The sequence below is a fragment of the Silvimonas terrae genome (genome assembly GCF_014202765.1).
Classification (GTDB): domain Bacteria; phylum Pseudomonadota; class Gammaproteobacteria; order Burkholderiales; family Chitinibacteraceae; genus Silvimonas; species Silvimonas terrae.
Genome location: NZ_JACHHN010000001.1, coordinates 434958 through 461004, shown reverse-complemented (window position 1 = coordinate 461004; position 26047 = coordinate 434958). Strand labels below are relative to the sequence as shown.

22 protein-coding genes are annotated in these 26047 nt (G+C 58.8%); 13 read left to right on the top strand and 9 right to left on the bottom strand.

What is annotated here, in order from left to right:
- Positions 1–155: 155 nt before the first annotated feature.
- Positions 156–2033, bottom strand: coding sequence for an oligoendopeptidase F (gene pepF / locus HNQ50_RS01830; RefSeq protein ID WP_184096952.1), 1878 nt, complete (start codon positions 2031–2033; stop codon positions 156–158).
- Between the two features lie 312 nt (positions 2034–2345).
- Between pepF and HNQ50_RS01825 the strand changes: the two genes are divergently transcribed.
- The 4 genes from HNQ50_RS01825 (at position 2346) to HNQ50_RS01810 (ending at position 8084) form a co-directional block, all read left to right on the top strand.
- The gene (locus HNQ50_RS01825; protein ID WP_184096950.1) at positions 2346–2762 is read left to right on the top strand and encodes a hypothetical protein; all 417 of its coding nucleotides are present in this window, start codon (positions 2346–2348) and stop codon (positions 2760–2762) included.
- A 287-nt stretch (positions 2763–3049) separates the two neighbouring features.
- Positions 3050–4267: an exonuclease subunit SbcD gene (gene sbcD, locus HNQ50_RS01820; protein ID WP_184096948.1), complete on the top strand. Its 1218-nt coding sequence runs from the start codon at positions 3050–3052 to the stop codon at positions 4265–4267.
- Positions 4264–7692: an AAA family ATPase gene (locus HNQ50_RS01815; protein ID WP_184096946.1), complete on the top strand. Its 3429-nt coding sequence runs from the start codon at positions 4264–4266 to the stop codon at positions 7690–7692. Before sbcD ends, HNQ50_RS01815 begins: the two co-directional genes overlap by 4 nt.
- A gap of 65 nt (positions 7693–7757) precedes the next feature.
- Positions 7758–8084 carry a hypothetical protein gene (locus tag HNQ50_RS01810; RefSeq protein WP_184096944.1) on the top strand — a complete coding sequence of 109 codons (327 nt, stop codon included), beginning with the start codon at positions 7758–7760 and terminating at the stop codon, positions 8082–8084.
- A 6-nt stretch (positions 8085–8090) separates the two neighbouring features.
- On the opposite strand, the gene HNQ50_RS01805 is transcribed toward HNQ50_RS01810, so the two are convergent.
- Positions 8091–8441, bottom strand: a complete 351-nt coding sequence (locus HNQ50_RS01805) for a hypothetical protein (RefSeq protein ID WP_184096942.1) — start codon at positions 8439–8441, stop codon at positions 8091–8093.
- A gap of 179 nt (positions 8442–8620) precedes the next feature.
- On the opposite strand from HNQ50_RS01805, the gene HNQ50_RS01800 reads away from it, so the two are divergent.
- Positions 8621–9250, top strand: a complete 630-nt coding sequence (locus tag HNQ50_RS01800) for a DUF3108 domain-containing protein (RefSeq protein WP_184096940.1) — start codon at positions 8621–8623, stop codon at positions 9248–9250.
- Between the two features lie 67 nt (positions 9251–9317).
- Here the strand turns inward: HNQ50_RS01800 and HNQ50_RS22280 are convergent, their stop codons facing one another.
- Positions 9318–9443, bottom strand: coding sequence for a hypothetical protein (locus HNQ50_RS22280; protein ID WP_281386108.1), 126 nt, complete (start codon positions 9441–9443; stop codon positions 9318–9320).
- Positions 9444–10140: 697 nt separating this feature from the next.
- Here HNQ50_RS22280 and HNQ50_RS01795 point away from each other — a divergent pair.
- Positions 10141–10659: an REP-associated tyrosine transposase gene (locus HNQ50_RS01795; RefSeq protein WP_184096938.1), complete on the top strand. Its 519-nt coding sequence runs from the start codon at positions 10141–10143 to the stop codon at positions 10657–10659.
- A gap of 393 nt (positions 10660–11052) precedes the next feature.
- Here the strand turns inward: HNQ50_RS01795 and HNQ50_RS01790 are convergent, their stop codons facing one another.
- From HNQ50_RS01790 to HNQ50_RS01780, 3 genes are all read right to left on the bottom strand, one after another.
- A complete protein-coding gene (locus tag HNQ50_RS01790) occupies positions 11053–12159 on the bottom strand; it encodes a ribonucleotide-diphosphate reductase subunit beta (protein ID WP_184096936.1) in 1107 nt (368 codons plus the stop codon).
- Between the two features lie 107 nt (positions 12160–12266).
- Positions 12267–12866, bottom strand: coding sequence for a hypothetical protein (locus tag HNQ50_RS01785; RefSeq protein WP_184096934.1), 600 nt, complete (start codon positions 12864–12866; stop codon positions 12267–12269).
- An 86-nt stretch (positions 12867–12952) separates the two neighbouring features.
- Positions 12953–15850: a ribonucleoside-diphosphate reductase subunit alpha gene (locus tag HNQ50_RS01780; RefSeq protein ID WP_221302949.1), complete on the bottom strand. Its 2898-nt coding sequence runs from the start codon at positions 15848–15850 to the stop codon at positions 12953–12955.
- A gap of 768 nt (positions 15851–16618) precedes the next feature.
- On the opposite strand from HNQ50_RS01780, the gene HNQ50_RS01775 reads away from it, so the two are divergent.
- Positions 16619–18604, top strand: a complete 1986-nt coding sequence (locus HNQ50_RS01775) for a glycoside hydrolase family 28 protein (RefSeq protein WP_184096930.1) — start codon at positions 16619–16621, stop codon at positions 18602–18604.
- Positions 18605–18664: 60 nt separating this feature from the next.
- Here the strand turns inward: HNQ50_RS01775 and HNQ50_RS01770 are convergent, their stop codons facing one another.
- Both HNQ50_RS01770 and HNQ50_RS01765 read right to left on the bottom strand, forming a co-directional pair.
- Positions 18665–19144 carry an FKBP-type peptidyl-prolyl cis-trans isomerase gene (locus HNQ50_RS01770; RefSeq protein WP_184096928.1) on the bottom strand — a complete coding sequence of 160 codons (480 nt, stop codon included), beginning with the start codon at positions 19142–19144 and terminating at the stop codon, positions 18665–18667.
- Between the two features lie 5 nt (positions 19145–19149).
- A complete protein-coding gene (locus HNQ50_RS01765) occupies positions 19150–19617 on the bottom strand; it encodes a peroxiredoxin (RefSeq protein WP_184096926.1) in 468 nt (155 codons plus the stop codon).
- A 62-nt stretch (positions 19618–19679) separates the two neighbouring features.
- Between HNQ50_RS01765 and HNQ50_RS01760 the strand changes: the two genes are divergently transcribed.
- From HNQ50_RS01760 to HNQ50_RS01735, 6 genes are all read left to right on the top strand, one after another.
- Entirely contained in the window at positions 19680–20801 is a 1122-nt protein-coding gene (locus HNQ50_RS01760) for a cupin domain-containing protein (protein WP_184096924.1), read from the top strand.
- A complete protein-coding gene (locus tag HNQ50_RS01755) occupies positions 20731–21255 on the top strand; it encodes a DUF7931 domain-containing protein (RefSeq protein WP_184096922.1) in 525 nt (174 codons plus the stop codon). The genes HNQ50_RS01760 and HNQ50_RS01755 overlap by 71 nt, the downstream gene beginning before the upstream one ends.
- 272 nt (positions 21256–21527) lie before the next feature.
- The gene (locus HNQ50_RS01750) at positions 21528–21749 is read left to right on the top strand and encodes a hypothetical protein (RefSeq protein WP_184096920.1); all 222 of its coding nucleotides are present in this window, start codon (positions 21528–21530) and stop codon (positions 21747–21749) included.
- Positions 21750–21852: 103 nt separating this feature from the next.
- A complete protein-coding gene (locus HNQ50_RS01745; RefSeq protein ID WP_184096918.1) occupies positions 21853–23160 on the top strand; it encodes a TRZ/ATZ family hydrolase in 1308 nt (435 codons plus the stop codon).
- A 5-nt stretch (positions 23161–23165) separates the two neighbouring features.
- A complete protein-coding gene (gene ubiG, locus HNQ50_RS01740) occupies positions 23166–23915 on the top strand; it encodes a bifunctional 2-polyprenyl-6-hydroxyphenol methylase/3-demethylubiquinol 3-O-methyltransferase UbiG (protein ID WP_184096916.1) in 750 nt (249 codons plus the stop codon).
- Positions 23916–23947: 32 nt separating this feature from the next.
- Entirely contained in the window at positions 23948–24613 is a 666-nt protein-coding gene (locus tag HNQ50_RS01735) for an HAD family hydrolase (protein WP_184096914.1), read from the top strand.
- A gap of 340 nt (positions 24614–24953) precedes the next feature.
- Here the strand turns inward: HNQ50_RS01735 and acuI are convergent, their stop codons facing one another.
- Complete coding sequence (gene acuI, locus HNQ50_RS01730) at positions 24954–25937, bottom strand: acrylyl-CoA reductase (NADPH) (protein ID WP_184096912.1); 984 nt, start codon at positions 25935–25937, stop codon at positions 24954–24956.
- Between the last annotated feature and the right edge of the window lie 110 nt (positions 25938–26047).

Here is a 26047-nt window from a genome sequence, read left to right as displayed (position 1 = left end):
CCGCCACCCCGGATTCCCAGCCCGATGGGCCTCCATCCGGGCTACACAGTGGCAACGACCAGCAAAGCCCACCCGCGCCCCACAAAATAAAACGGACACCTCCCGGTGCCCGTTTCTTTTGTAGTTACCCCGTCGCCGCACAGGCGACACAGCAATCACTTCTGCGCCGTCAGCGCCTCAATCTCATCCATCGCCTTGTTCATCCGGCGAATCACCGCGCGGTAAGGCTCCGGCGAAGCCAGATCAACCCCTGCCCGTTTCACGATCTGGTACGGATCAGCTGACCCGCCAGACTTGAGCATGGTGAAGTAGCGATCCCGCAAGGCCAGATCACCCTTCTCGATGCCCTCCGCAAAATACGCGGCCGCGCTGATGGACGTGGCGTACTGGTACACATAGAAATCGTTGTAGAAGTGAGAAACAAACTCCCACTCCGAACCATACAGATCGTCAATGTGCATCACGCCGTCAGCATCACCCTGGTAGCGCTTCAGCAGGTCCAGATAAATCTTGCTGAAGTCGGAACCCGCCAGCGCCTTGTCTTGTTCCAGCGCTTCATGAGACTTGAATTCAAACTCGGCAAACATGGCCTGACGGAAGAAAGTGGCGCGCAATAGTTCCAGTTCCTGGTTCAGCGCAAAGACTTTCTCTGCCTTGGTGGTGGCGTGGGTGGCCACGTAATCGGCCAGCAGCATCTCGTTGGTGGTCGACGGAATCTCCGCCACGAAGATGGAGTAATCCGCCGTCGGGAACGGTTGTGCCTTGTTCGCCAGCACCGAGTGCATGGCATGACCCCACTCATGCGCTACGGTGGACATGCTTTCGTAGTCGCCGTTGAAGGTCATCAGCACAAACGGGTGCACGTCATACGCCACGCCGTTCATGTACGCACCAGACTGCTTGCCGCGTTGCGGTTGGGCGTGCATCCAGCTCTGACCAAACGAGGTCGCCAGCGTGTTCACGTAATCCTGCCCCAGCGGTGCCACGGCCTTGAGCGTGGTGGCTTCGGCCTGTGCCAGGGTGTAACGCGGTGACTTGGTGGTCAACGGCACATACACATCCGGGTAACCGGCTTGCTTGAGCCCCAACAGGCGCGTGCGCAGCTTGAGGTAACGATGCAGCGTCGGCAGGCCGGCGTTGGTCTCGGCGATCAGCGTTTTGTAGACGGTATCCGGCGTGTTCTCATTGGCCAGCTTCATATCCAGCACGCTGGGGTAATGACGGGCGTTGGCTTTGAAGATTTCCCCGCGGATGTGCGCGGCGTAGCTGGCCCCCAGCGTGCGTTCATACGCCTTGAACACGGTCCAGAATGCCTTGAATACCTGCTGGCGTACCTTGGGGTCGGTATCGGCCCGCAGCAAAACATAGGTTTCTTGATCCAGCGTGTACGTCTTGCCGCGCACGGTGATCTTGGGGAACGGCAGATCGGCATTGGTCAGCAGGTCGAACACATTGCGCGTACCCTCCAGCGGCCGCTGGGCAGCGGCCAGCAGCGCTTCTGACTGGGCATCGAGCGTATGCGGAGTCAGGCGCAGAGCCGTCTGGATAAAATAGGAGAACTGCCCCAGCGCCGGCTCTTGCTTGAGCCAGGCCGTGATCTTGTCCGCACCCATGGCGGCAATCTCCGGATTGATGAACGAGGCGGCCTCATCAAGCTGGGCATCGACCGAATACGCCTGTTGCGCGCGCGATTGGGCAGCGTCATCCTGGGTATTGGCATCGGCTTGCAGGCTGGCGTAGACCTCCATGCGCCACATGCGACGGCGCAGGTCGAACATCTCTTGCAGGGCAGCGGCCAGGCTTTGCGGGTCTTTGCCCAGCGTGCCCTGGCGGGCCTTAAGCTTGGGGAATTCGGCCAAAATGGCCAGGCGTTCCGCATCCCATGCGGCGGTTGTCGGGTACAGCCCGGTCAAATCCCACACAGCGGGTGGGTTGGTTGGGGCGGCGACAGCGGAGGTAGTGGTTTGTGCAGTGGTCGTGGCAGCGGACAACAACGCCACAGCCAGCGTGGCGGCAAGAACGGTCAATTTCATGAGCGGACTCTTGATAAGGGTCAGGGACTTGCAGCAACACCGGGTGACGGTGCCGTGCGGCAAAAAAACCCGTCGATTCTGCCAGAGCCCGCACCGCTACACGCATCCGCCCTTCATGTGTGTGTCATATATGCTGCCAGCCGGTGGAATAAAACCGCCCCTTGCCCCGTTGCATGGTCACGCCCTGGCAAAGCCTGGCCTCATCTGCCAGGCTGCTTGAGCAGACAATAACAGAGCCGTCCGCTGCGCAAACCCGCTGGTGTGCCTATCCGGTAGCGCCAGTCTTGCCACCTTGATTTGAGGACACGGGCCATGACCCCGACAACATCTCGTTTTCCCCGCCCGCTAACGATTGCGCTGTTATCCGGCGTGCTAGCCATGCTGGCCGGCTGCGCCTCGGTAACCGGAACCAGTACCCAGTACGTCGGCGCACCGCGCCCTGCCGCTACTGCGCCGGACAGTGTGCAGATTTTGCGCGCTGAACCCACACGGCCGTTTGATCGCCTGGGCGAGATCAATATCGAAGCATCGACAGAACCCGCCCCGCCAGTCGAGGAGATTGAAGCCAGGGTGCGTTCTGAAGGTGCAAAACTGGGCGCAGATGCCGTGGTGGTGGTGCTGGACCGGATCGAGCCTACAGGGGTCTGGGTTTCCGGCCCGTGGTGGGGGCGTAGCGTGGACACCATTACCGGCCGCAAGCTGATCGGGGTGGCGATCAAGTACAAATGAGCTGTGCCAGGTGGTGGGCGTTTTTAAAAACCACACCGTGCAACAGCCGCTTGTTTGTGCGCAGGCCCCCGTAGCCCGGATGAAGGGCCGCCGGGCCGGGAATCCGGGGTGGCATTGATGACAGGTTCTGCCCAACATAGCCCCTGGATTCCCGCTTTGCTTCATCCGGCCCACGACACTTTCCTGACCACGCTCTGCCCGTGTACCACGCCGCGCTGGCACGCCCCTGCCGCCGCACGTAAAATCACCCCCACCCCGCCCCTTTCCCCACAAGGCCCTCGCCGCGCATGCGGATACTGCACACCTCAGACTGGCATCTTGGTCAGCATTTCATGGGCAAGACGCGCCAGGCAGAACACCACGCCCTGATCAACTGGTTGCTGGCGCAGGTCACTGAGCACCAGATCGACGCTGTGCTGATTGCCGGCGATATCTTCGATACCGGCGCACCGCCCAGCTATGCCCGCGAGTTGTACAGCAGCCTGATTGTGCGTCTGCATGATCTGGGTGCGCATCTGGTGATCCTGGCGGGCAACCATGATTCCGTCGCCACCCTGGCCGAAAGCAAAACCCTGCTGGCACGCCTCGGCACCAGCGTTATTCCCGGCGTGGCGGAGGATCTGGATGAACAAGTCATCCTGCTGCATCAGCGCAATGGGCAACCGGGTGCGCTGTTGTGCGCCATTCCGTACATTCGCCCGCGTGAAGTGCTGCAAAGCCAGCCGGGCCAGAGTGCGGATGAAAAGCAGCAAAATCTGCAAGAGGCCATCCACACGCTTTACCAGACCACCTGGCAACGGGCTCAAGCCCAATGCCAGGCACTTGGCGGCCATTTGCCGATCGTGGCCACCGGGCATCTGGCCGTGGTGGGCGCCAGCGCCAGTGAATCGGTACGGGAAATCTATGTCGGCAGCCTGAAGGCTTACCCGGCCGATGCCTTCCCACCGGCCGATTACATTGCGCTGGGCCATATTCACCGGCCGCAGGATTGCGGTCAGCCGCACATTCGCTACTGCGGCTCCCCCATTGCCTTGAGCTTTGACGAGGCCAACCAGGCCAAACAAATGCTGCTGGTCGAACTGGATGACACCGGTCTGCACCAGATCACGCCATTGGCCATTCCCTGTTTTCAGCCTCTGGCCAGCGTGCGCGGCAATCTGGCCGACCTGCCTGGCGCCATTGCCAAAGCCGCAGTGGCCGGCAGCGTAGCCACCCCGGTGTGGCTGGAAGTCGTTATCAGCGCTGACGATTACCTGAGCGACCTGCAAATCCGGGTTGACGAAATCTGTGCCGGGTTACCCGTCGAAGTCTTGCGCTTGCGCCGGGAACGCAAGGAGGCCAGCGCCGCCTTGCACAGCGAGGCCAAAGAAACGCTGGACGAACTCAGCCCGGATGACGTGTTTGCCCAACGCATGGCAGCAGAAACGCTGGCCGATGATTTGCAAGACAAACTCAAGGCCCGTTACCGCCAGGTGGTGGCAGAACTGACGGAGCCTGGCGTATGAAAATCCTCACGCTACGGCTCAAGAACCTCAATTCGCTCAAAGGCGAGTTCAAGATCGACTTCACAGCAGCGCCGTTTCACCATAACGGCCTGTTTGCCATTACCGGCCCGACCGGTGCCGGCAAGACCACGCTGCTGGATGCCCTGTGCCTGGCGCTGTATCACCAGACGCCACGAATGGAAGTCATCTCCGCCAAGACCAATGAGGTGATGACCCGCCACACTGCAGATTGTCTGGCGGAAGTGGAATTTGAAGTCAAAGGCAAACGCTACCGCGCGTTCTGGAGCCAGCGCCGCTCCCGCGACAAGGTTGATGGTGCCCTGCAAGCGCCCGTGGTGGAACTGGCCGATGGCGAGGGCAACATCCTGGCGACCCGCATCAACGACAAACTGCGGCTGACCGAGTCCATCACCGGGCTGGATTTTGGCCGCTTTACCAAATCCATGTTGCTGGCCCAGGGCGGGTTTGCCGCCTTTTTACAGGCCGATGCCAACGAGCGGGCTGCGTTGCTGGAGCAACTGACCGGAACCGAGGTCTACGGCTTGATCTCGCAGCGGGTGTTTGAGCACACGCGAGACGCCAGAAGCGCGCTGGAACAACTCAAGGCGCGCGCAGAGGGCGTGGAACTGTTCAGCGACGCCGACCGCGCGCAATTGACCGAACAGACCGCCTATCTCGCCAACCAGGAACAGGCGCTCAACCAGCAACGGGACCAGATTCACAATCAGCGCCAATGGCTGGATCAGGTACATCAAGCCAGCCAGCAACAAAGCAGCGCCCACCAGGCACAGCAGGATGCCGAAACCGCCCTGTACGATGCCCGCACGGATCTGGCCCGCCTGGCCGCCGCCGAACCCGCGCTCAAACTGCGGCCAATACACCTTGCCTTGCTGGCCGCCGGCCAGACCCTGGCGCAAACCCGCCAGGCGCTGCAGGCCGCGCAGGCCGCGCACGCAGACGCAGAAGCGGAGCAGCATGGCTGGTGCTGGCACGCTCTGCAGTGCGCCAACCAGCTGGTTCACGCGCATGAGGCGGCCCTCCTGGCGGTCGAACACCAGCAGGCCACGCTCACCGCAGCGCAGGCGGCACACTCCAATCACGCCCAACTGGCAGCCCATCTGGCCGGCTGGCGGGCGCAATTTGGCAGCGTGGATAGCCTGCAGCAGGAACTCGCGGCACTGAACCAGCGCCAGGCACGCTACGTCGGCACCCTGAACGCTCTGCAACAGGAACTGCAACAACGTCATACCGAATTGCAAAACGGGCAGACCGAACAGGCCAGCCAGACGAGCGCCTTGCAACAAACCCAGGCGCAAATCACCGACTTGCTGGCCGGGCAGACGGAACCCTTGCTGCGCCAGCAATGGCAGCAACTGGAAACACAACGCACGCAGCTGGACAACCTGGAGCAACTGGGTAAGCGCCGTGCCACGCTGATGGTGGAATCCGGCCGGCTGCAAACGGCGCAAACCCAGCGTGATACGCAAACCGCCAGTCTGAGCGCGCAACGCGACGCCTTGCGGGTGCGCTTCTCTGAAGTGAAACAACAGGTTGCCGACAAGCAAAAACTGCTGGAACAAGAACAACGCATTCAAGACCTGACCGCCTTGCGCGCGCAATTGCAAGCGGGCGAGGCTTGCCCGCTGTGCGGCGCCACGGAACACCCGGCCATTGCCCACTACAACGCGCTGGATGCCTCCGTCACGCGTCAGGCACTGGCCGCCAAACAGGCAGAACAAGAACAGATTGAAGAACAAGGTCGCAAACTCTCCACCGAACTGGCCACGCAGGCAGAACGCAGCAACCAGACCCTGGCGCGTCTGACCGCCATTGGCGAAGAAACCCGCCAGATCGACATGGACTGGCAACGCAGCGCCGCCCGGTTTGATCCCGCCCCTACCGACCCAACCGCCCTGCCCACGCTCAAGATTGAACTAACCCGCCAGCTGGAGCAGATGGGAACCCGCCTGGGCCAGCTTGATACACTGAACGTGCGTTTGGCCCGGCAGCGCGAGGCCCTCGCCCGCCAGGCAGAAAGCACGCAGACGCTGGCACAACACATTGCAGCCCTGGAGCAGCGTGTACTGAACGGCCAGACCCAGGTGGCGGATACCCAGGCTAGCCTCGATACCTTGCTGGTGCGCCTCGGCAACGCCCAGAACACCCTGGCCGAACAACTGGCCACGTTGGACTACACCGTCCCGGCACCGACTGATACCCCCCACTGGCTGGCCGCCCGGGAAGCTGAATCCCGCCAATGGCAAGAAACCAGCACCCGTCTGCAAACGCTGGAACGGGAACAACTGGCCGCACACAACCAGCTGCAAGCCGCAACGCAAGAAGCGGCGCAATGGCAGCAACGCTGGAACGCCAGTCAGCAACCCACCCCAGCCACACTGGCCGATGCCGCAGACCCACAAGCCCAACTGGCCCAAGCCAGCAGCCAACTGGCAATAGCCCGCCAGCGTGCCGATACACTGACCGGACAGATCAGCACGTTGGCCGCCCAGCAAACAGCGCAGACCCAGTCAGAGATACAAGCCGGGCAGGATTGGCAGAACGCGCTGGCGACCAGCCCGTTTGCCGATGAGCCCGCCTGGCAAAACGCGTTACTGGATGAAGCCACCCACCAGCGTCTGCACGCACTCAAACTGCAACTGGACAAAAACCTGACCGAAGCAGCGGCGCTCTACACCAACGCCGCCCGCCACCTGGCCCAACTGACCGCTACCCCGCAAACCACGCTGAACCAGGAAGAACTGGAAAACCAGTGGCAAGCCACGCTGGCCCAGATCAAAACCCTGGCGCAGCAGCAAGGTGAAATCCAGGCCCGGTTGCAGGGAGACAGCCAGCGTCGCCAGAACCAGCAAGCGTTGTTTGAACAGATCAGCGCACAACAAACGGACTATGACCTCTGGCAGCATCTGAACAGCCTGATTGGCTCTGCCGATGGCGCACGCTATCGGCGCTTTGCCCAGGGTCTGACGCTGGATCACTTGATCCATCTGGCGAACCGGCAACTGACGCGCCTGCATGGGCGTTATCAATTAGTGCGCAAAACCGGGGGCGAACTGGAAATGGCCATTATCGACAGCTGGCAAGCCGACGTGGTGCGCGATACCCGCACGCTGTCTGGCGGCGAGAGCTTTCTGGTCAGTCTGGCCCTGGCGCTAGCGCTCTCTGACCTGGTGAGCCACAAGACCTCCATCGACTCGCTCTTTCTGGATGAAGGCTTTGGCACGCTGGATGGCGAAACCCTGGATATGGCGCTGGATGCACTCGATAGTCTGAACGCCACCGGCAAGATGATCGGGGTGATCAGCCACGTGGAAGCGCTCAAGGAGCGTATTCCGGTGCAGATTCGCATTGGCAAGGGCCACGGCTTTGGTTATTCCGGGATTGAGACCGGTTCATACCGGCGCTGAGGCCATCGAAACAAGTCAAAGCGCGGTTATATAATCGTCATATCGCTCTTGGCCTGAGGCGCAACATGCCGCACACCAACCCAGCTGCGCCCAATAAACAATTGTCGCCACACATTTTGCCGACAGCCTGCACCATGATCGGCGTGTGCACTACGCTGATTGGTCTCGTCAAAGTGGCGGAGGGGCATATCGGCCCCAGCCAGGTGGATGAATACACCTCGCTGGACATGTTGCTGTTTCTCGCCAGCGCCCTGCTGTCGTACTGCTCCATCCGCCGTGCGGAAACATCACGGTTGGGCGCCCGGCTGGAACGCTGGGCAGATCACTGTTTTATCGCCGGCCTGGTCGGCTTGTCCCTGATCGCCCTGTTTTTTGCCTACGAACTCATCTGACATCCCTCAGGACGCCCGCGCCCGGTACGGGGCCTGCTGCGCGACAACCCGCTTTTTCACCCCTTTGATCTCATCAAGCATGGTGGTCAGTTGACTGATCGCGTCCTGCTCATCAGGCGTGAGTTTTGTGGGGTCCAGGTGATGAATCAGCACCTGTAATACGTCTCCCATGCGCCCCAGTTGTTTGCCGTAACTGGCGACGTCCTCCAGTACCGTCGCTTCAACTTCGGGGTTGGATGAATTACCCAGATTGATATTCACTAGCCCAAACTGGCTGCCCATCACGTGAAAATAGGCCGTCCACGGGTTGATCGCCTGCGTTACCGCGCCCGAGAGTGGCAAATTAAAAGTGGCCATGCGGATCTCCTGGTTTCTTGTAAAACACCCAAACTGATCCAACATAGCCAGTTACCTTGCTGGCTGTACCCATTTACCACTGGCGACAAGCCAGGCGGCAGTGCCATGTATCTCCGGTCAACTTCACGCGGGCCGGTTCGTTATTTTGCATTGCCTCACCTTTCTACAAAGCGATCGCCATGAAGTCTGTTCTAGCCTGTCTGCCCATGCTGTTGCTCAGCGTTCTTTGTCACGCCGCCGACAGCGACGCGCCAGTGATCCGGGCCGGAGACAGCTGGCGCTATCAGGATGTCGCAGAGAGTACCGCAGGCACAACGCAGGGTATCCGGCAGATCACCGTCACCCGCGTGGCAGATGGCCATATTGAATACACCTTGCAGCAAGGCGGCACACCGCAATCGCGAACCGTGCAAACCGACTGGAGCCGGGTTCATACCTTCAATGGCCAGGACCGGGTTATTGACCGGCCTTTTCTGTTTCCGCTGGAAAACGGCAAAACCTGGGAACTCCATTCTGCCGGGCCGGTTTCGGACAGTGGCAAAGTGACCGAAGTGCGGGACGAGCAATATGCGGTGAATGGCGTAGAAATGGTCAATGTCGCCGCCGGCCGCTTCAAAACCATCCGGGTAGAAGCCCAGGCCCAATGGACGACTGAACCAGGACACATCCGCAGTCACAGCACTCGCACCCTGTGGTATGCACCAGATGCCAAGCGCTGGGTCAAGGCGGAAGAAACCGTCTACGACGCCAATGGCATGCAGCGCCAGCATGTGACAGAAGAACTGCAATCGCTGCAACTGGCACCGTAAAACCGCAATACGCCCCAACAAAAAGCCGCCCATAAGGGCGGCTTTTTCATGACCACTTTACGCCGGCTCAGGCCTCTTCCAGCGCCAGCACCGGTTGCGCAGTGTGTTCATCCCAGCGCAGGGATAGCGGAAAAGAATAACCCGTAGCCCGGATGGAGCCGAAGACGGGAATCCGGGGTTGTGTCGTTTGCACTATCGATGCCCCGTCATTCTGCGCATCACACCCATACCGGCAAACCGTTCTTGCCGGCGTCGCCACCCCGGATTCTCGCTACGCTTCATCCGGGCTACATGTTTGGCGATAGCGGAAAAGAATAACCCGTAGCCCGGATGGAGCCGAAGGCGGGGATCCGGGGTTGTGTCGTTTGCAATATCGATGCCCCGTCATTCTGCGCATCACACCCATACCGGAAAACCGTTCTTGCCGGCATCGCCACCCCGGATTCTCGCTACGCTTCATCCGGGCTACGTGTTTGGCGATAGCGGAAAAGAATAACCCGTAGCCCGGATGGAGCCAAAGACGGGAATCCGGGGTTGTGCCGTTTGCAATATCGACGTCCCGCCATTCTGCGCATCACACTCACGCCGGAAAACCGTTCTTGCCGGCGTCGCCACCCCGGATTCTCGCTACGCTTCATCCGGGCTACATGTTTGGCGATAGCGGAAAAGAATAACCCGTAGCCCGGATGGAGCCGAAGGCGGGAATCCGGGGTTGCGCCATTTGCAATATCGACGTCCCGCCATTTTGCGCATCACACCCATACCGGAAAACCGTTCTTACCAGCATCGCCACCCCGGATTCTCGCTACGCTTCATCCGGGCTACGGTATTTCGGCTCTTCATTGACTTGATCCATCACGCGTGTTCTTTTGCCCGATTATGCTCGGTGAATGGTCAAATATCGACGCATTCAATTAGCAGGCGGGACGTATTTCTTTACCGCGACATTGCATGACAGGCGTGCGAATACCCTGACCGCCCATATTGATGCGTTAAGAAACGCATTGCGGCAAACACAAGAACACCGGCCATTTGACATTGATGCTGTGGTTGTCCTTCCGGACCATATACACACTATCTGGACATTGCCTGAAGCAGATGCGGATTACAGCGGCCGCTGGCGTATGTTCAAGTCACTATTCGTACGTAATCTCACCAGGAATCCAGTTGGATCTGAATCACCGACTCAGGTCTGGCAGGCCCGGTTTTGGGAGCATTTAATCCGGGACAATCTGGACTTTCAAAACCATATTGATTATGTCCATTTCAACCCGGTCAAACATGGCCATGTAAAGCGGGTTTGTGATTGGCCCTGGTCGTCGTTTCATAGATATGTGAAACAGGGCATATTGCCGATCGATTGGGCGGGAAGCGGCGTTTCAGATCATTGCGTGCGATATGGCGAGTGATCAAGGATGACTCGTAGCCCGGATGGAGCCGAAGGCGGGAATCCGGGGTTGCGCCGTTTGCAATATCGATGCCCCGCCATTTCAAACATCACACTCGCACCGGAATAGCGTTCTTGTTCATATCCCCACCCCGGATTCTCACTACGCTTCATCCGGGCTACGACACCGGAAAAGAATAACCCGTAGCCCGGATGGAGCCGAAGGCGGGAATCCGGGATTGCGCCGTTTGCAATATCGATGCCCCGCCATTCCAAGCATCACACTCGCACCGGAATAGCGTTCTTGTTCATATCCCCACCCCGGATTCTCGCTGCGCTTCATCCGGGCTACTGGACTGCTGTGCTGAAAAAGAAAAAGCCGCATAAAGCGGCTTTTTCTGTCAAACACCAACCATCAATCCCAGCTCAACGCCCCACCCGTTTGATATTCGGTCACGCGGGTTTCGAAGAAGTTCTTTTCCTTCTTCAGGTCGATCATTTCGCTCATCCACGGGAACGGGTTGTTCACGCCGGGGAACATGGCTTCCAGGCCAATTTGTTGCAGGCGGCGGTTGGCGATAAAGCGCAGGTATTCCTTGAACTGGGCGGCGTTCAGGCCCAGTACGCCGCGCGGCATGGTGTCTTCGGCGTAGGCGTATTCCAGTTCAACGGCTTTCTTGAAGAGTTCGTAGATTTCGTTCTTGAATTCTTCGGTCCACAGTTGCGGGTTTTCTTGCTTGATGGTGTTGATCAGGTCAATGCCGAAATTGCAGTGCATGGACTCGTCACGCAGGATGTACTGGTACTGTTCTGCGGCACCGGTCATTTTGTTCTGGCGGCCCAGCGCCAGGATTTGCACAAAGCCGACATAGAAGAACAGGCCTTCCATGATGCAGGCAAAGACAATGATGGAGCGCAGCAGTTGCTGGTCGGTCAGTTGCGTGCCGGTTTTGAATTCCGGGTCGGTCAGTACGTTGATGAACGGGATCAGGAATTCATCTTTGTCGCGGATGGATTTCACTTCCTGGTAGGCGTTGAAGACTTCGCCTTCGTCCAGGCCCAGGCTTTCCACAATGTATTGGTAGGCGTGGGTGTGAATGGCTTCGTCAAACGCCTGGCGCAGCAGGAACTGGCGGCATTCCGGGCTGGTGATCTGGCGATAGGTGCCCAGCACGATGTTGTTGGCAGCCAGCGAGTCGGCGGTGACAAAGAAACCCAGGTTGCGCTTGACCAGACGGCGCTCGTCTTCGGTCAGGCCGTTGGGGCTCTTCCACAGTTCGATGTCGCGCTGCATGTTCACTTCTTGCGGCATCCAGTGGTTGGCACACTGGGCCAGATATTTTTCCCATGCCCACTTGTGCTTGAACGGCACCAGTTGGTTGACATCGGTGGTGCCATTGATTACGCGCTTGTCTGCGGCATTAACACGGTTGCTGGTGGCAGCAGCCGGGGCGGCAGTTGCAGCGGAGGCCGCCGGTTGGGCGCTCTTGGGGGCAATGATGTCATCGTCAAAACTCAGCATGGGTCTGCTTTCCTCTATACCAATCTTCAAAAATATTGCAAAAGGCAGCCGGCAAGCCGGTTGCGCGTCTGGGGCCTGATCAGGTCAGGCCCGTAAAGCGCGCGCCGTTACTGCGCGGGCTGCGCTGTCTGGGTTGCTGCAGCGGGCTGCGGCAATCGAATCTGGATATTGCTGGTATCCGGTACGCCCCACATTGTCTTGATGTGGTTGAAGTCCCGGTTATGTGCATCTTTCAGCGTGGCGGTGGGCTGAAAATTCACGTCTACGTGTACTTCGCCCAGGTAAACCACGTCTCCGGCTTTGACATCAAACCCCTGGTTGAGCGGCAAGCGACCAATGCGCCGGCTCATATCCATGCCTGGATTGCCCCAACGGGTCCAGGTGTCGGTCATGGTGTAATGGCCTGGCACCAGGGTGAGCAGATGTAACTGGCCGGTGGTGTCCGGTATGTCACCCGCATCGCGGATGTAGTTGTTGTTATTGGCAAAAAATTCCTGGCGGCCCCACGGGCCTTCGACCACCACACTGGTGACGGTGGTGTCGTGATCCAGGCTGTTGAAGGTGACGGCCAGAATGCCGTAGGCCTGCCCTGCCGGCGGCACCATCACGCCGTTGGTCGCCAGTTGCGGCCGGGCCGCACAGGCACTCAACAGCCCGAGACAACACAGCAATAGCAAGCGCTTGAACATGGCCGGGCCTCTGGACATACCTGCAACAGGTATTGGACTCTTGTTATGGTGGTTTGTTGCGGCCAACAGCCCGGCCAGACGGCCGGGCTGTTGGGGTCATGCCATTACTGGCAGGCCTCGCACTCTTCAAAGCCAGGATCACCCGGGCGCAGGTAGCATGCGGCGCCTTCGGCTTCCGGCATGGCGGCCACCGGGGCGGCTGCGGTCGGTGCACTTGCAGGAGCTACGCTACCGGCAGCGCTGGCGGCAGAGAGGCCACCATCGACCGGTACGGCGTTCAGTTCGCCGCCACGACCGGTGGATTTTTCTGCGCTGGTTGCAGCCAGGGTACGCAGGTAGTAGGTGGTCTTCAGGCCACGCAGCCAGGCGTGCTTGTACAGTTCATCCAGCTTCTTGCCCGATGCGCCGGCCATGTAAATGTTCAGGCTTTGGGCCTGGTCAATCCACTTCTGGCGGCGGCTGGCGGCTTCGACCAGCCATTTCGGGTCTGTTTCGAACGCGGTGGCGTACTGTTCACGCAGGTCAGCCGGAATACGGTCGATGCGGGAAACCGAACCGTCGAAGTACTTGAGGTCGGAGATCATGACTTCATCCCACAGACCGCGTTCTTTCAGGTCGTGCACCAAGTGTTCGTTGATGACGGTGAACTCGCCAGACAGGTTCGATTTCACGAACAGGTTCTGGTAGGTCGGTTCAATCGAAGCATCTACGCCCACGATGTTGGAGATGGTCGCCGTCGGGGCAATGGCCAGGCAGTTGCTGTTACGCATGCCATAGGTGGCAATGCGCTCACGCAGCGGGGCCCAGTCCAGCTTGTAGCTGCTGTCCACTTCCAGATAACCACCGCGCTCTTCGGCCAGCAAGGCGTTGGAGTCTTGCGGCAGGATGCCACGATCCCACAGGCTGCCCTTGTAGCTTGGATAGGTGCCACGTTCTTGCGCCAGCTCGGTGGAGGCCCAGTAGGCGTGATACGCAATCACTTCCATCGATTCATCAGCAAACTGCACCGCCGCGTCAGATGCGTACGGAATACGCAGCATATGCAGCGCGTCCTGGAACGCCATCAGGCCCATGCCCACCGGGCGGTGCTTGAGGTTGGAGGTACGGGCCTTGCGCACGGCGTAGTAGTTGATGTCGATCACGTTATCGAGCATGCGCATGGCGGTCTTGACCGTGCGACCAATCTTGTCGGCGTCCAGCTTGCCGTCTTTGATGTGGTTGGCCAGGTTCACAGAGCCCAGGTTACATACGGCGATTTCGTTGTCGTTGGTGTTCAGCGTGATTTCTGTGCACAGGTTGGAACTGTGGACAACGCCAACGTGGTTCTGCGGGCTGCGGATGTTGCTCGGGTCCTTGAACGTCACCCATGGGTGGCCGGTTTCGAACAGCATGGTCAGCATCTTGCGCCACAGGGTCAGCGCCGGCAGCTTCTTGGCCACGCGCATTTCGCCACGGGCGGCTTTTTCTTCGTAACGAACGTAGGCTTCTTCAAACTTCTTGCCGTACAGGTCGTGCAGATCCGGCGCTTCCGACGGGCTAAAGAGGGTCCAGTCAGAACCTTCCATGACACGCTTCATGAACAGGTCAGGAATCCAGTTGGCGGTGTTCATGTCGTGGGTACGACGGCGATCATCACCCGTGTTCTTGCGCAGTTCCAGGAATTCTTCAATGTCGGCGTGCCAGGTTTCCAGGTACGCGCAAACCGCGCCCTTGCGCTTGCCACCCTGGTTCACGGCCACGGCGGTATCGTTCACCACCTTGAGGAACGGCACCACGCCTTGCGATTTGCCGTTGGTGCCCTTGATATGGCTGCCCAGCGAGCGCACCGGGGTCCAGTCGTTGCCCAGACCGCCAGCAAACTTGGACAACAGCGCGTTTTCTTTCAGCGCTTCGTAAATGCCATCCAGATCATCGGCCACGGTAGTCAGGTAGCAGCTGGAGAGCTGGCTGCGACGGGTGCCAGAGTTGAACAGTGTCGGGGTGCTGGACATGAAGTCAAACGTCGACAGCACGTTATAGAACTCAATGGCGCGGGCTTCGCGATCTACTTCGTTCAGCGACAAGCCCATGGCGACGCGCATGAAGAACACCTGCGGCAGTTCAATGCGGGTGCCATGCACGTGCAGGAAATAACGGTCGTACAGGGTTTGCAGACCCAGGTAACCAAACTGGTAATCACGCTCGTGCTTGAGCGCAGCGCCCAGGCGGGCCAGGTCGAACTGGGCGAGCTTTTCGTCCAGCAGTTCGTTCTCGATGCCCTTCTTGATCAGTTGCGGGAAGGCTTCGGCATAGCGGGTAGCCATTTCTTCATGGCTGGCTTCTTCGCCCAGCACTTCACGACGCGCCACATCCAGCAACAGACGTGCGGTGACAAAGCTGTAGGCCGGGTCGATTTCAATGCGGCCACGCGCCGCCAGAATGGCGGACTTGTGGACTTCGGCCACCGGCACGCCGTCATACAGGTTCTTCAGCGTTTCAGACAGGATGGTTTCCTGGCTGGTTTCTTTCTCGAAACCCTGGCAGGAAGAAGCGATCAGCGCTTTCAGGCGGGCGACATCCAGCACACGGCGGCTGCCGTCTTCCAGCGTCACATTGACCACAGCGTGTTGTTCAGCGGTGACTTCGTGACTGTCAGTATGAGAAGCACGTTCGGTTTTGCGCTGTTCTCGGTAGAGCACGTAGGCGCGGGCGATGTCATGTTCGCCAGAACGCATCAGGGCCAGTTCAACCTGGTCCTGGATGTCTTCAATATGGATAGCGCCACCTTCGGGCTTGCGACGCATCAGGGCGCTGACCACTTGCTCGGTCAGGGCTTCTACGCGTTCGCGCACAGCAGCACTGGCCGCAGCCTGATTCCCGTGAACAGCGATATACGCCTTGGTCACGGCAACCGTGATCTTGGACGGCGCGAACGGCACCACGCCACCATTGCGGCGGATGGTCTTGTACTGTTCGTAGCGGCTCTGTTCGTTGTTGATCGGGGTATCTACAGCTTCGGTCATGCGGCTTCCTGTGGTGCTATCCAGTGTGGCGTACATTTGGGTGTGTTCCCTCTGGCCTGGTGTTAACGCCACTAACAAAACCCTGCTGGCTGCGTTGCGCTCACTTGCCGTACTCAACGTACTGCCTGCGTTCGCGCGCCTTGCCAGCATTGTTGCACTGGATTTTGTTAGCGGCTCTAAATCTGGCCGCATTTCTTCACAAATCAAGGACTTGGAAAGACAGGCGGCCGAATGTGGATAAATCTGTGTATAAATTGTGAAGAACCACTACATCTTGTGGTCCTTGGGTAGGTTCGGCACAAATACTAGGGGAAGGTGGGCCGCTAGCGCAACCGGAAATAGATGTGATAAAGGCGATGAACGGATCATAAAAATGTCATGTTTCCCGCCAAGCCTTTATTCATGCGGCATAGCGCCTGAGTGAGATTCGTTGCAATTTGAGGACAGGCTGACGAAAGTCACCACATGATGTTGCAAACGGGCATCAGAACCCCTCAAAACCACAATATGTAGTGTTACAGCATGGTGCGGTGCGCCAAAATTTGCACCATTCTCATGCAACCTCCCCAACAGTGGTGTTTCTCCACATTCCACCTGTCCGTCATTGATCCCGCACAAGTTCGCCCTGCCTCGCCCCGCTCACGATGAACTTTGGCCAAAACCCGCAACATTCGTTAATTATCAAATAGTTATCGAACATATTTGCAATAACAGTCAGTTCATCACGCCCCTGGCCAAGGCAAAAGGAGCGTAGCAGTGAAATCCAGAATGTCTTCTCCGCAGCGTTTCCCGGTCGATACGCCCGCTTCGCCCGATCGTCGCCGTTTCATGCAGTGGACCGGCGGCACATTGGGCCTTGGGTTATTGGGCGGTTTGAGTGCTTGCAACAATGGCAATGGTTTTGACTTTGCCGGGTCAGGCGATGAAATCTGGGGCAAGTATGGCGCCGCCGCCCGCATTGTGGCCTCGCTACAAGGGGTCTCACAGACCTCTTTTCCGCAGCGGGACTACGTTGTGGTTGCTTATGGCGCGCAGCCTTGCGGGGTGATCCCGGCCGCCAATCCATACGCCGATCAAAACAAATCGCCCACCAGCAGCGGCGCGGACCAAACCCATGCCGCCAACGCCTTTGATTGCCGTCCGGCGTTTCTGGCCGCCATCAAGGCCTGTAACGCCGCCGGGGGTGGCCGCGTTGTGGTGCCAGCAGGCAACTGGTATTGCGCTGGCCCGATTGAATTGCTGAGCCATGTCAATTTCCACCTGAGTGCCAATACCACGCTCTATTTCAGCCCCAACCCGGCGGATTACGCCAAAGACGGCCCGGTGGATTGTGGCCCCAATGGCAAACTGTATTACAGCCGCTGGCAAGCCAATGATTGCCTGAACTTTGGTGCACCCGTTTATGCCCGCAACCAGACGCATATTGCGCTCACTGGCGAAGGCGCAACCTCAGTCCTGAATGGTCAGGCCATGACGCCCTTTGCCGGTAGCGGCAACAGCAGCACCTGCTGGTGGACATGGAAAGGCAATAACGGTGTCTATGGCTGTACCGGCAGCAGCACGCCCTCTCACGCCTGCGCCAACCCCAATAACGTCGATTTGCGCGTGATTGCGCCGGGCATCAGCGATGCCTTGTACGCGCAACTGACCAATCCGGTGACGCCGTGGCAGCAAGACCAGAATTATCTGCCGGCCTTGTCGGAAGCCGGCGTGCCGGTGGAACAACGTGTTTTCGGGCTGGGCCATTATTTGCGCCCCTGCATGGTGGAGTTCATCCACTGCAGCAATGTGCTGATGGAAAACTATCACCTGAACAACACGCCGTTCTGGCAGCACCACCCCACCTATTGCCAGAACGTGGTGATCCGCGGCGTGCTGATTGACAGTATTGGCCCCAATAACGACGGGTTTGATCCGGATGCCTGCGTCAACGTGCTGTGCGAGAACGTCATATTCAATACCGGGGATGATTGCATTGCCATCAAATCCGGCAAGGATCTGGATACGCAATACGGCGCCGCGCGAGACCATGTGATCCGTAACTGTGTCATGAACAGTGGTCATGGCGGTATTACGCTGGGCAGTGAAATGGGCGGCGGGATCGAACGCATTTACGCCAGCAACCTGCAAATGCTCAATACCTGGTGGGCAACCAATTCGCTCAACATCGCCATCCGCATCAAAACCAACATGAACCGTGGCGGCTATGTGCGGGACTTCTACGTTGATAACGTCACCGTGCCCAATGGCGTGAGCCTGTCAGGCAGCGGCTACGGCAGCGCCATGCTGGCCGGCAGCCCCATTAACAACAGCGTGCCGCTGGGTGTTGCCTCGGCCAGCGGCAGCAATCCGGCAGCATCCCAGGGCGGCATCATCACCTTTGATTGCGATTACCAGCCCTCCAAAGATGCCATCCGCAGCCGCCCTGCCGTGGTGGAGAACGTGCAGATTTCCAACGTGATGGTGAGTAACGTGAGCCTGGATGGCGTCACTGGATCGTGCTTTCAGGCCGTGGTGGCCCAAGGGCCGGTGGCCTACGACTATAACGGCCCGACACCCGCCCCGGCCGTGGCGCCCATCCGCAATGTGGTCATCCGCGATTGCAACTTTGGCACGCCGCTTGCCGCCGGCCCGGCCTCGGACACTACGCCAGGCCCGGTCTACGCATGGCATATGCAAGGGCTGACCTTCAATAACGTGCAGATTGGCGACACGCTCTGGAACACCACGCTCAACGATATCCGCACCGCGTAGCGTGCAGGCAATAAAAAAGGCGGGCATCTGCCCGCCTTTTTTCATACTGAGCAGCAAGTCTCAGTGATGATGGCCATGTTCGCCGTGTACGTGGCCGTGAGCGATTTCTTCATCGCTGGCTTCACGCACATCTGTGACCTTGCCGACAAAGCGGATGGTCACGCCAGCAAACGGGTGGTTGGCATCCACAGTCACTTCGTTGCCGTTGATTTCGGTAACGCGAAACAGCATGACGTCGCCAGTGGCAGGATCGTCAGCTTCGAACATCATGCCGGCTTCCACTTCCATCGGGAACACGTCCTTGGCTTCCTTGCGGACCAGTTCCGGCTCGTATTCGCCAAAGGCGTCGTCCGGGGACATGGTGACGTCAATGGAATCACCCGTGGTCTTGCCGTGCAGGGCTTCTTCCACCAGCGGCAGGATGTTGTCGTAGCCGCCATGCAGGTAAACAATGGGGTGTTCGGTTTTATCGAGCAGCTTGCCCTCGGTATCGAACATCTCATAGTTCAGCGTTACGACCGTGTCTTTGGCGATTTGCATCGGGGTTATCCTAACTGTTTAACGAGTGAAAGTATTTCCGCCGCATGTCCTTTAGGCAGCACGTGGTAGAACGCGTGGCGGATTACGCCCTGCCGGTCAATGACGAAGGTAGAGCGTTCAATGGCGTATTTTACCATGCCGACAGCCGCTGTTTCTCTTAAAACATGGTAAAGCCGGCTGACCTCGCCCTCTGCATCTGACAATAGACCGAATTCAATCCCGTGTTCATCCTGAAATGCCTCATGCGACAGGCAATCATCCAGGCTGACGCCCAGCACCACGGTACCCAGCGATTTGAATGTTTCTGCCCGGTCCGAAAACTCGACCGCTTCTGTAATACCGCCAGGTGAGTGATCTCTGCTAAAGAAATAGAGCACCACATGATGTTGCCCCTGGTAGTCAGATAACCGGATCAGTTGCATCCGGGCATCGTGCAAAGCAAAGTCTGGCGCAATTTCCCCGTTTTTGAGCATGCCGGCTCCTTTGCATGGTGGGATAATGAAGGCCTTGTTTTTCTACTGTTATAGCCAAGTCAATGAACAAACAACTCCTTGGTGGACTGACCGCCGAGCAATTTCTGACCGAATACTGGCAAAAACAGCCATTGCTGATCCGCAATGCCTGGCAGGATTTTCCGGAACTGGTCGATTTGCCGCGGTTGATGAGCCTGGCGCAACAAGATGACGTAGAGTCGCGGCTGATTGAATACCGTGACCAGCGCTGGTCCATGGAACACGGCCCGTTCCGCGCCAGCCGCTTTGAGCGCCTGCCACAAACAGACTGGACGGTGCTGGTACAGAACGTCAATCACCATGTGCCCCACATTGCCGACCTGTTGTACGAGTTCAACTTTCTGCCCTACACGCGCCTGGATGATCTGATGATCTCTTATGCGCCACCTGGCGGCACGGTTGGCCCGCATTACGACTCTTACGATGTGTTTTTGTTGCAAGTGGGCGGCAAAAAACGCTGGCAAATTTCCAGCGACGACGCCGGCAACTTTGTCGAGGATGCGCCTATCCGCGTTTTACGTGACTTCAATCCGGAACAAGAATGGATTCTGGATCACGGCGACATGCTCTACCTGCCCCCCAAATACGCGCACTACGGCGTGGCGCTGGAACCGGGCATGACCTACTCGATCGGATTCAGGGCGCCCACACAACAAGAGATCGTCGGCAAGTTCCTGGAATACCTGCAGGACGAACTGCGCCTGACCGGCATTTACGGTGACCCGGAGCGCACGCCAACGGATCGCCCGGGTGAAATTGACCTCGCGTTTGTCCGCAAGATTGAACACATGCTCACCCAACTGACCTGGACCGAAGGAGACGTGCGCAAGTTTATTGGCCGTTACTTCACCGAGCCCAAAGCGCATGTGTTCTACAATCAGCCGGAAGAGCCGCAAGACTTTGACGAATTTGCGGAACAAGTAGCGCAGCACGGCGTCTACCTCGACCTGAAATCGCAAATGCTGTACGAGGGTGAGCAAGTGTTCATCAATGGCGAAGAGCTGGAGGTCAGCCCTGCGGCCTTGCCAGCCCTGCGCAAACTGGCAGATGCCCGCCGCTTGCCGGCAGCCAGCTATGATGATGACATTCTGGAAGCCCTCTATACCTGCTACGACTACGGGTACCTGCATGCCGGCAAAATTTGATACGTACAAAGACTATCGGGAACAAACCCTCTCGCTGCTGCAAAGCGCCCGCGAGAGCCTGATTTTGTTTGAACACGACTTCAGCGCCTGCGGCCTGAACGAGCGCGCCACCACGCAAGCCATGGCCGATTTGCTGGCCCGCAACCCGGCCGCGCAGATCCGCTTGCTGGCGCGATCGGGCGATTTCATCGCCAGTCAATGCCCTTTGCTGTTGCAATTGGCCAATTTACAAAACCAGAAATTGACCATGCATTTGGCAAATCCGGATATGCCAACGGTGTTGATGCCATTTATTCTGGCCGATATGCAACGATTTGTAAGACGTTGTCACTTTGATTGGGCCAAAGGCGAGACAGACGATGACCCGCAAGAAGCGGCACGTTTGCGTCAAGCCTTTGATCTTGCTTGGGAATGTTCTATACCGTCATCAGATTGGCGCAGGCTTGATTTATAAGGATTTGACGATTGTTGTAAAAATCTCTACGTGTCGCAGTTTGGTGCGCCAGGGACGCTACCCTTTTATTCAAATCGTGCTAGAATTCCGCCCGTCGGTCGTCAGTGATGTAACTGGTTTCCAAATAGCCATCGATCAACGGTCGATAGCCAAACAACTGCTGTATTGAAATTTACTTGTCCAACCCATTCTGCTAAAGGTAAGAAGAATGAAACAGTCTCTGCTCGTTGCTGCCCTGCTGGCCCTGGCCCTCACCGCTTGCGGCAAGAAAGATGAAGCCCCTGCTGCTGACGCTTCCGCTCCGGCTGCTGAAGCTTCCGCTCCGGCCGCTTCCGACGCTGCTGCTGCTCCGGCTTCCGACGCTGCTGCCGCTTCTGACGCTGCTGCTGCTCCGGCTGCTTCCGATGCTGCTGCTTCGGACGCTTCCGCTGCCAAGTAATTCTTGGTGCGCAAGCAAAAAAGCCGACCGCAAGGTCGGCTTTTTGTTTTTCTGACGCCCCAAAGCGTCGCCTCCAGCCTGACGTGACTACGCCGTCATTCACCTGGTCGCCGCGGCCAAAAGCCGGCAGCCGGGATATTGTTTCTGCCAGATATAGCATGAACACACACATCCTCATTCCCCGCTGGATCATCCCGATCGAGCCGCAAGCCACGGTACTGACAGAGCACGCACTGGTGCTTGAAGGCCAGAAGATCAAAGCCCTGCTACCCGTCTCCCAGGCCTTGCAGCAATACCCGGATGCAGAACGCCGCCATTTGCCACAGCACGCCTTGTTACCTGGTCTGATCAACCTGCACGCGCACTCCGCCATGACGCTACTGCGCGGTTATGCGGATGACCTGGCGCTGATGACCTGGCTCAATGACCATATCTGGCCCGCCGAGGGCAAGTTTGTCTCCGACGAATTTGTGTTCGACGGCACACAACTGGCCATCGCTGAAATGATTGCCGGCGGCACCACCTGTGCCAACGACATGTATTTTCATCACGGCGCAGTGGCGCGCGCCGCGTTGGGTAGCGAGTTCCGCATGATGGTGGGTTGTTCCATCCTGGAGTTCCCCACCCCGTACGCCAGCAACGCCGATGAGTACACCCGCAAGGCCATCGCCTGCATGGATGAATACAAGGGCGAGTCTCTGGTGGGATTTACCCTCGCCCCGCACGCGCCGTATACGGTGAGCGACGCCACATTCAGCAACATCGTCATGCTGGCTGACCAGCTCAATGTGGGCATCCATTGCCATATTCATGAAACGCAGGACGAAATCGCCACCAGCCTCAAGGATTACGGAGTGCGCCCGCTGGAACGGCTGGCCCGGCTGGGCTTGCTCAGCAACCAGTTGATTGCCGCACATATGGTGCACACCACCACCGAAGAGATCGGCCTGCTGGCGAAGTACGGCGTCAATATTTCCCACAACCCGGCCTCCAATCTGAAGCTGGCGTCCGGCCTGGCACGGATTGCCGAGCAAGTGGCCGGTGGCATCAACGTGGGTATTGGTACGGACGGCGCCGCCAGCAACAACAAACTGGATATGTTTGCAGAGATGCGCCTGGCTGCCTTGCTGGCCAAAGGCCAGAGCGGCAATCCAGAAGCGCTACCTGCGTGGCAAGCGCTGGAAATGGCAACCCTCAATGGCGCCAGGGCGCTGGGCTGGCAGGACCGCATTGGTAGCCTGGTAGCTGGCAAAGAAGCCGACATGATTGCGGTTGACCTCTCTCAGGTGGGCACGCAGCCGTGCTACGATCCGGTATCCCATCTGGTTTACGCCGCAGATCGCAATCAGGTCAGTCATGTCTGGATTGCCGGTCGAGAAGTCTATACCCAAGGCCATCACGCCAGTCTTGATCATCAGGAAGTGCTCACCCGCGCCCGCCGCTGGCAAGCACGCATGCAAGGATAAACAGCATGACCGAACACCAGGCCCAGCCAGAAAACACGACTGAGAACACCGAACACGTGCTCAATGCCGACGCCACGGAAATCGCCAAGTTTGCCGCCCTGGCCCATAAGTGGTGGGACAAAACCAGCGAATTCAAACCGCTGCATGACATCAACCCGCTGCGACTGGGCTTCATTGATGAATATGCCGGGCTGACCGGCAAGAAAGTGCTGGATGTCGGTTGCGGCGGCGGCATTCTGGCCGAAGGCATGGCCGCCAGCGGCGCACAGGTCACCGGCATTGATCTGGCCGACAAATCGCTCAAGATCGCCAAACTGCATTTGCATGAATCCGGCTTGTCTGTGGAATACCGCAAGGTCCCGGTAGAAGACCTTGCCGCAGAAGCGCCGGCCTCGTTTGACGTCGTCACCTGCATGGAAATGCTGGAACACGTGCCCTCGCCCGCCAGCGTGATTGAAGCCTGCGCGCGCCTGTGCAAACCTGGCGGCTGGGTGTTCTTTTCCACGCTCAATCGCAATGCCAAGAGCTACGCCCTGGCTGTGCTGGGTGCGGAATACATCATGGGCATGCTGCCGCGTGGCACGCACGATTACGCCCGTTTCATCAAACCGTCTGAACTGGGCCGTATGACACGCACCAGCGGGCTGGATACGGTGACACTGACCGGCATGACCTACAACCCGCTCAGCAAGGTCTACAAGCTGGGTGCGGATACCGACGTGAATTACATGGTGGCTTGCCGCAAGCCGTTGTAACCCTCCCCCACATCACTACTCAACGCACAGCCATGACCGAACCCATCCGCGCCGTTTTGTTTGACCTGGACGGCACTCTGGCCGACACCGCATTAGACCTGGGCGCGGCACTCAACCTGCTGCTGGCCGAAGAAGGCCTGCCGCCCCAGCCCTGGCAGGCCATCCGCCCCCTGGCATCCCACGGCGCGCGCGGTTTGATTGGCCTGGGCTTTGGCGTAACGCCGCAACAACAAGACCAGTTCATTGGGCTGCGTGACCGCTTTCTGGCGCACTATGCCCAGCATCTGGCCGATAGCACCGTGCTGTTTGACGGCGTCTCCCCGCTGATTGAGGCCATTGTCAGCCGTGGCTGGCGCTGGGGTATTGTCACCAACAAACCAGCGCGCTTTACCGACCCGCTGGTTGCCCGCCTGCCGCTACCCTTTGCGCCCGGCGTGGTGGTTTCTGGCGATACCGTGGGCGTGCCCAAGCCAGACCCCAAGCCCATGTACCATGCCGCACAGATGCTGGGGGTCGATCCGGCCAACTGTATTTATGTGGGCGATGCCGAGCGTGATATCGAAGCCGGCCGCCGCGTGGGTATGACCACCGTACTGGCTAGCTATGGTTACATCGCGGAATCCGACACGCCCGACGCTTGGGGGGCCGATATCACGATTAATCACCCGCTGGATTTGCTGGCGCATTTGCCCGCGTAATCATGCCAACCTTAAAAAGCCCGGCCGTTGCTCCGGGCTTTTTGTTTTAGCGCACAACCACCCCGTAGCCCGGATGAAGCACGCCCCTCGGTGGGTGCCCCACAAAACCGCTGAATGCTGCGGATGGCAGTTGCAGCGGGGCAGCGAGAATCCGGGGAGGCAACGCGGGCAAGGATGATGTTCCGCCGTTGCCATGCTGCTCAAGATGGCAAGCAACCCCCATTGCATGCGGCGCAACCCCGGATTTCCGGCCGGCGGCTTCCATCCGGGCTACGGGTGCCACAACAAAAAACCCAGGCTTGGCCCTGGGTTTTTTGTTTCAACACTGCACTAGAGCACCTCAGCCATTCACATCCACCACGTACCGCCCCTGATGCTTGCCCGCAAGAATCGTCGCGGCGGCATCAACGCAATCCGCCAGCCCAATCCGGGTGGTCACGGTAGCGAGCGTGGCCGCATCCAGATCCGCAGCCAGGCGCGTCCATGCGGCCAGACGCCTGGCCTTGGGCGCCATCACACTATCAATGCCGCACAAGGTCACGCCGCGCAGAATAAATGGTGCGACAGACGCCGGAAAATCCATCCCCTGCGCCAGACCGCATGCCGCCACCACGCCACCGTAACGGACCTGCGCACACGCATTAGCCAGCGTGTGGCTACCGGCAGAATCCACCACCGCGGCCCAGGTTTCCTTTTGCAGCGGCTTGCCAGCCGCGGCGAAAGCCTGACGATCCAGCACGGCCGTTGCCCCCAGTTGCTTAAGGTAATCGGCCGACGCGGGCTTGCCGGTCAATGCAGTCACTTGATAACCCGCTCTGGCCAGTAAAGACACCGCAAACGAGCCCACGCCGCCGCTCGCCCCGGTGACCAGCACCGGGCCATCTGCCGGCGCCACACCATGCTGCTCCAGCGCTTGCACACACAAAGCTGCGGTATAACCTGCCGTACCCATCGCCATGGCCTGCTCTGGCGTAAACGCAGCAGGCAACGGAATCAGCCAGTCGCCACTGAGCCGAGCCTTCTGGGAAAGACAACCCCAGTGTTTCTCGCCCACGCCCCACCCGTTGAGCACCACCTGGTCACCCGGCTTGAAATCCGGGTGGGACGACGCCGTGACGACACCCGCGCCATCCACGCCGGGCACCATGGGCCACTGCCGCACAATCGGACTAGTGTTGGCAATGGCCAGCGCATCTTTGTAATTGAGCGTGGAAAACGCCACGTCGATATCGACATCGCCCGGCGGCAAGGCGGATGGCTCCAGCCCGCTCACCTTTGCAGAAAAAACGTCGGCGTCCTTGCTCAACAGTAGCGCTTTAAACATGCATCCTCCGGTTTTGCCGTATTGGCCCATGCGCGTGCCTGCACCACAGTAAGTACCCACCGCCACGCGCAGCACGGCAAAGAGTTTGCGCGCCGGCCCTGATTAGCTCA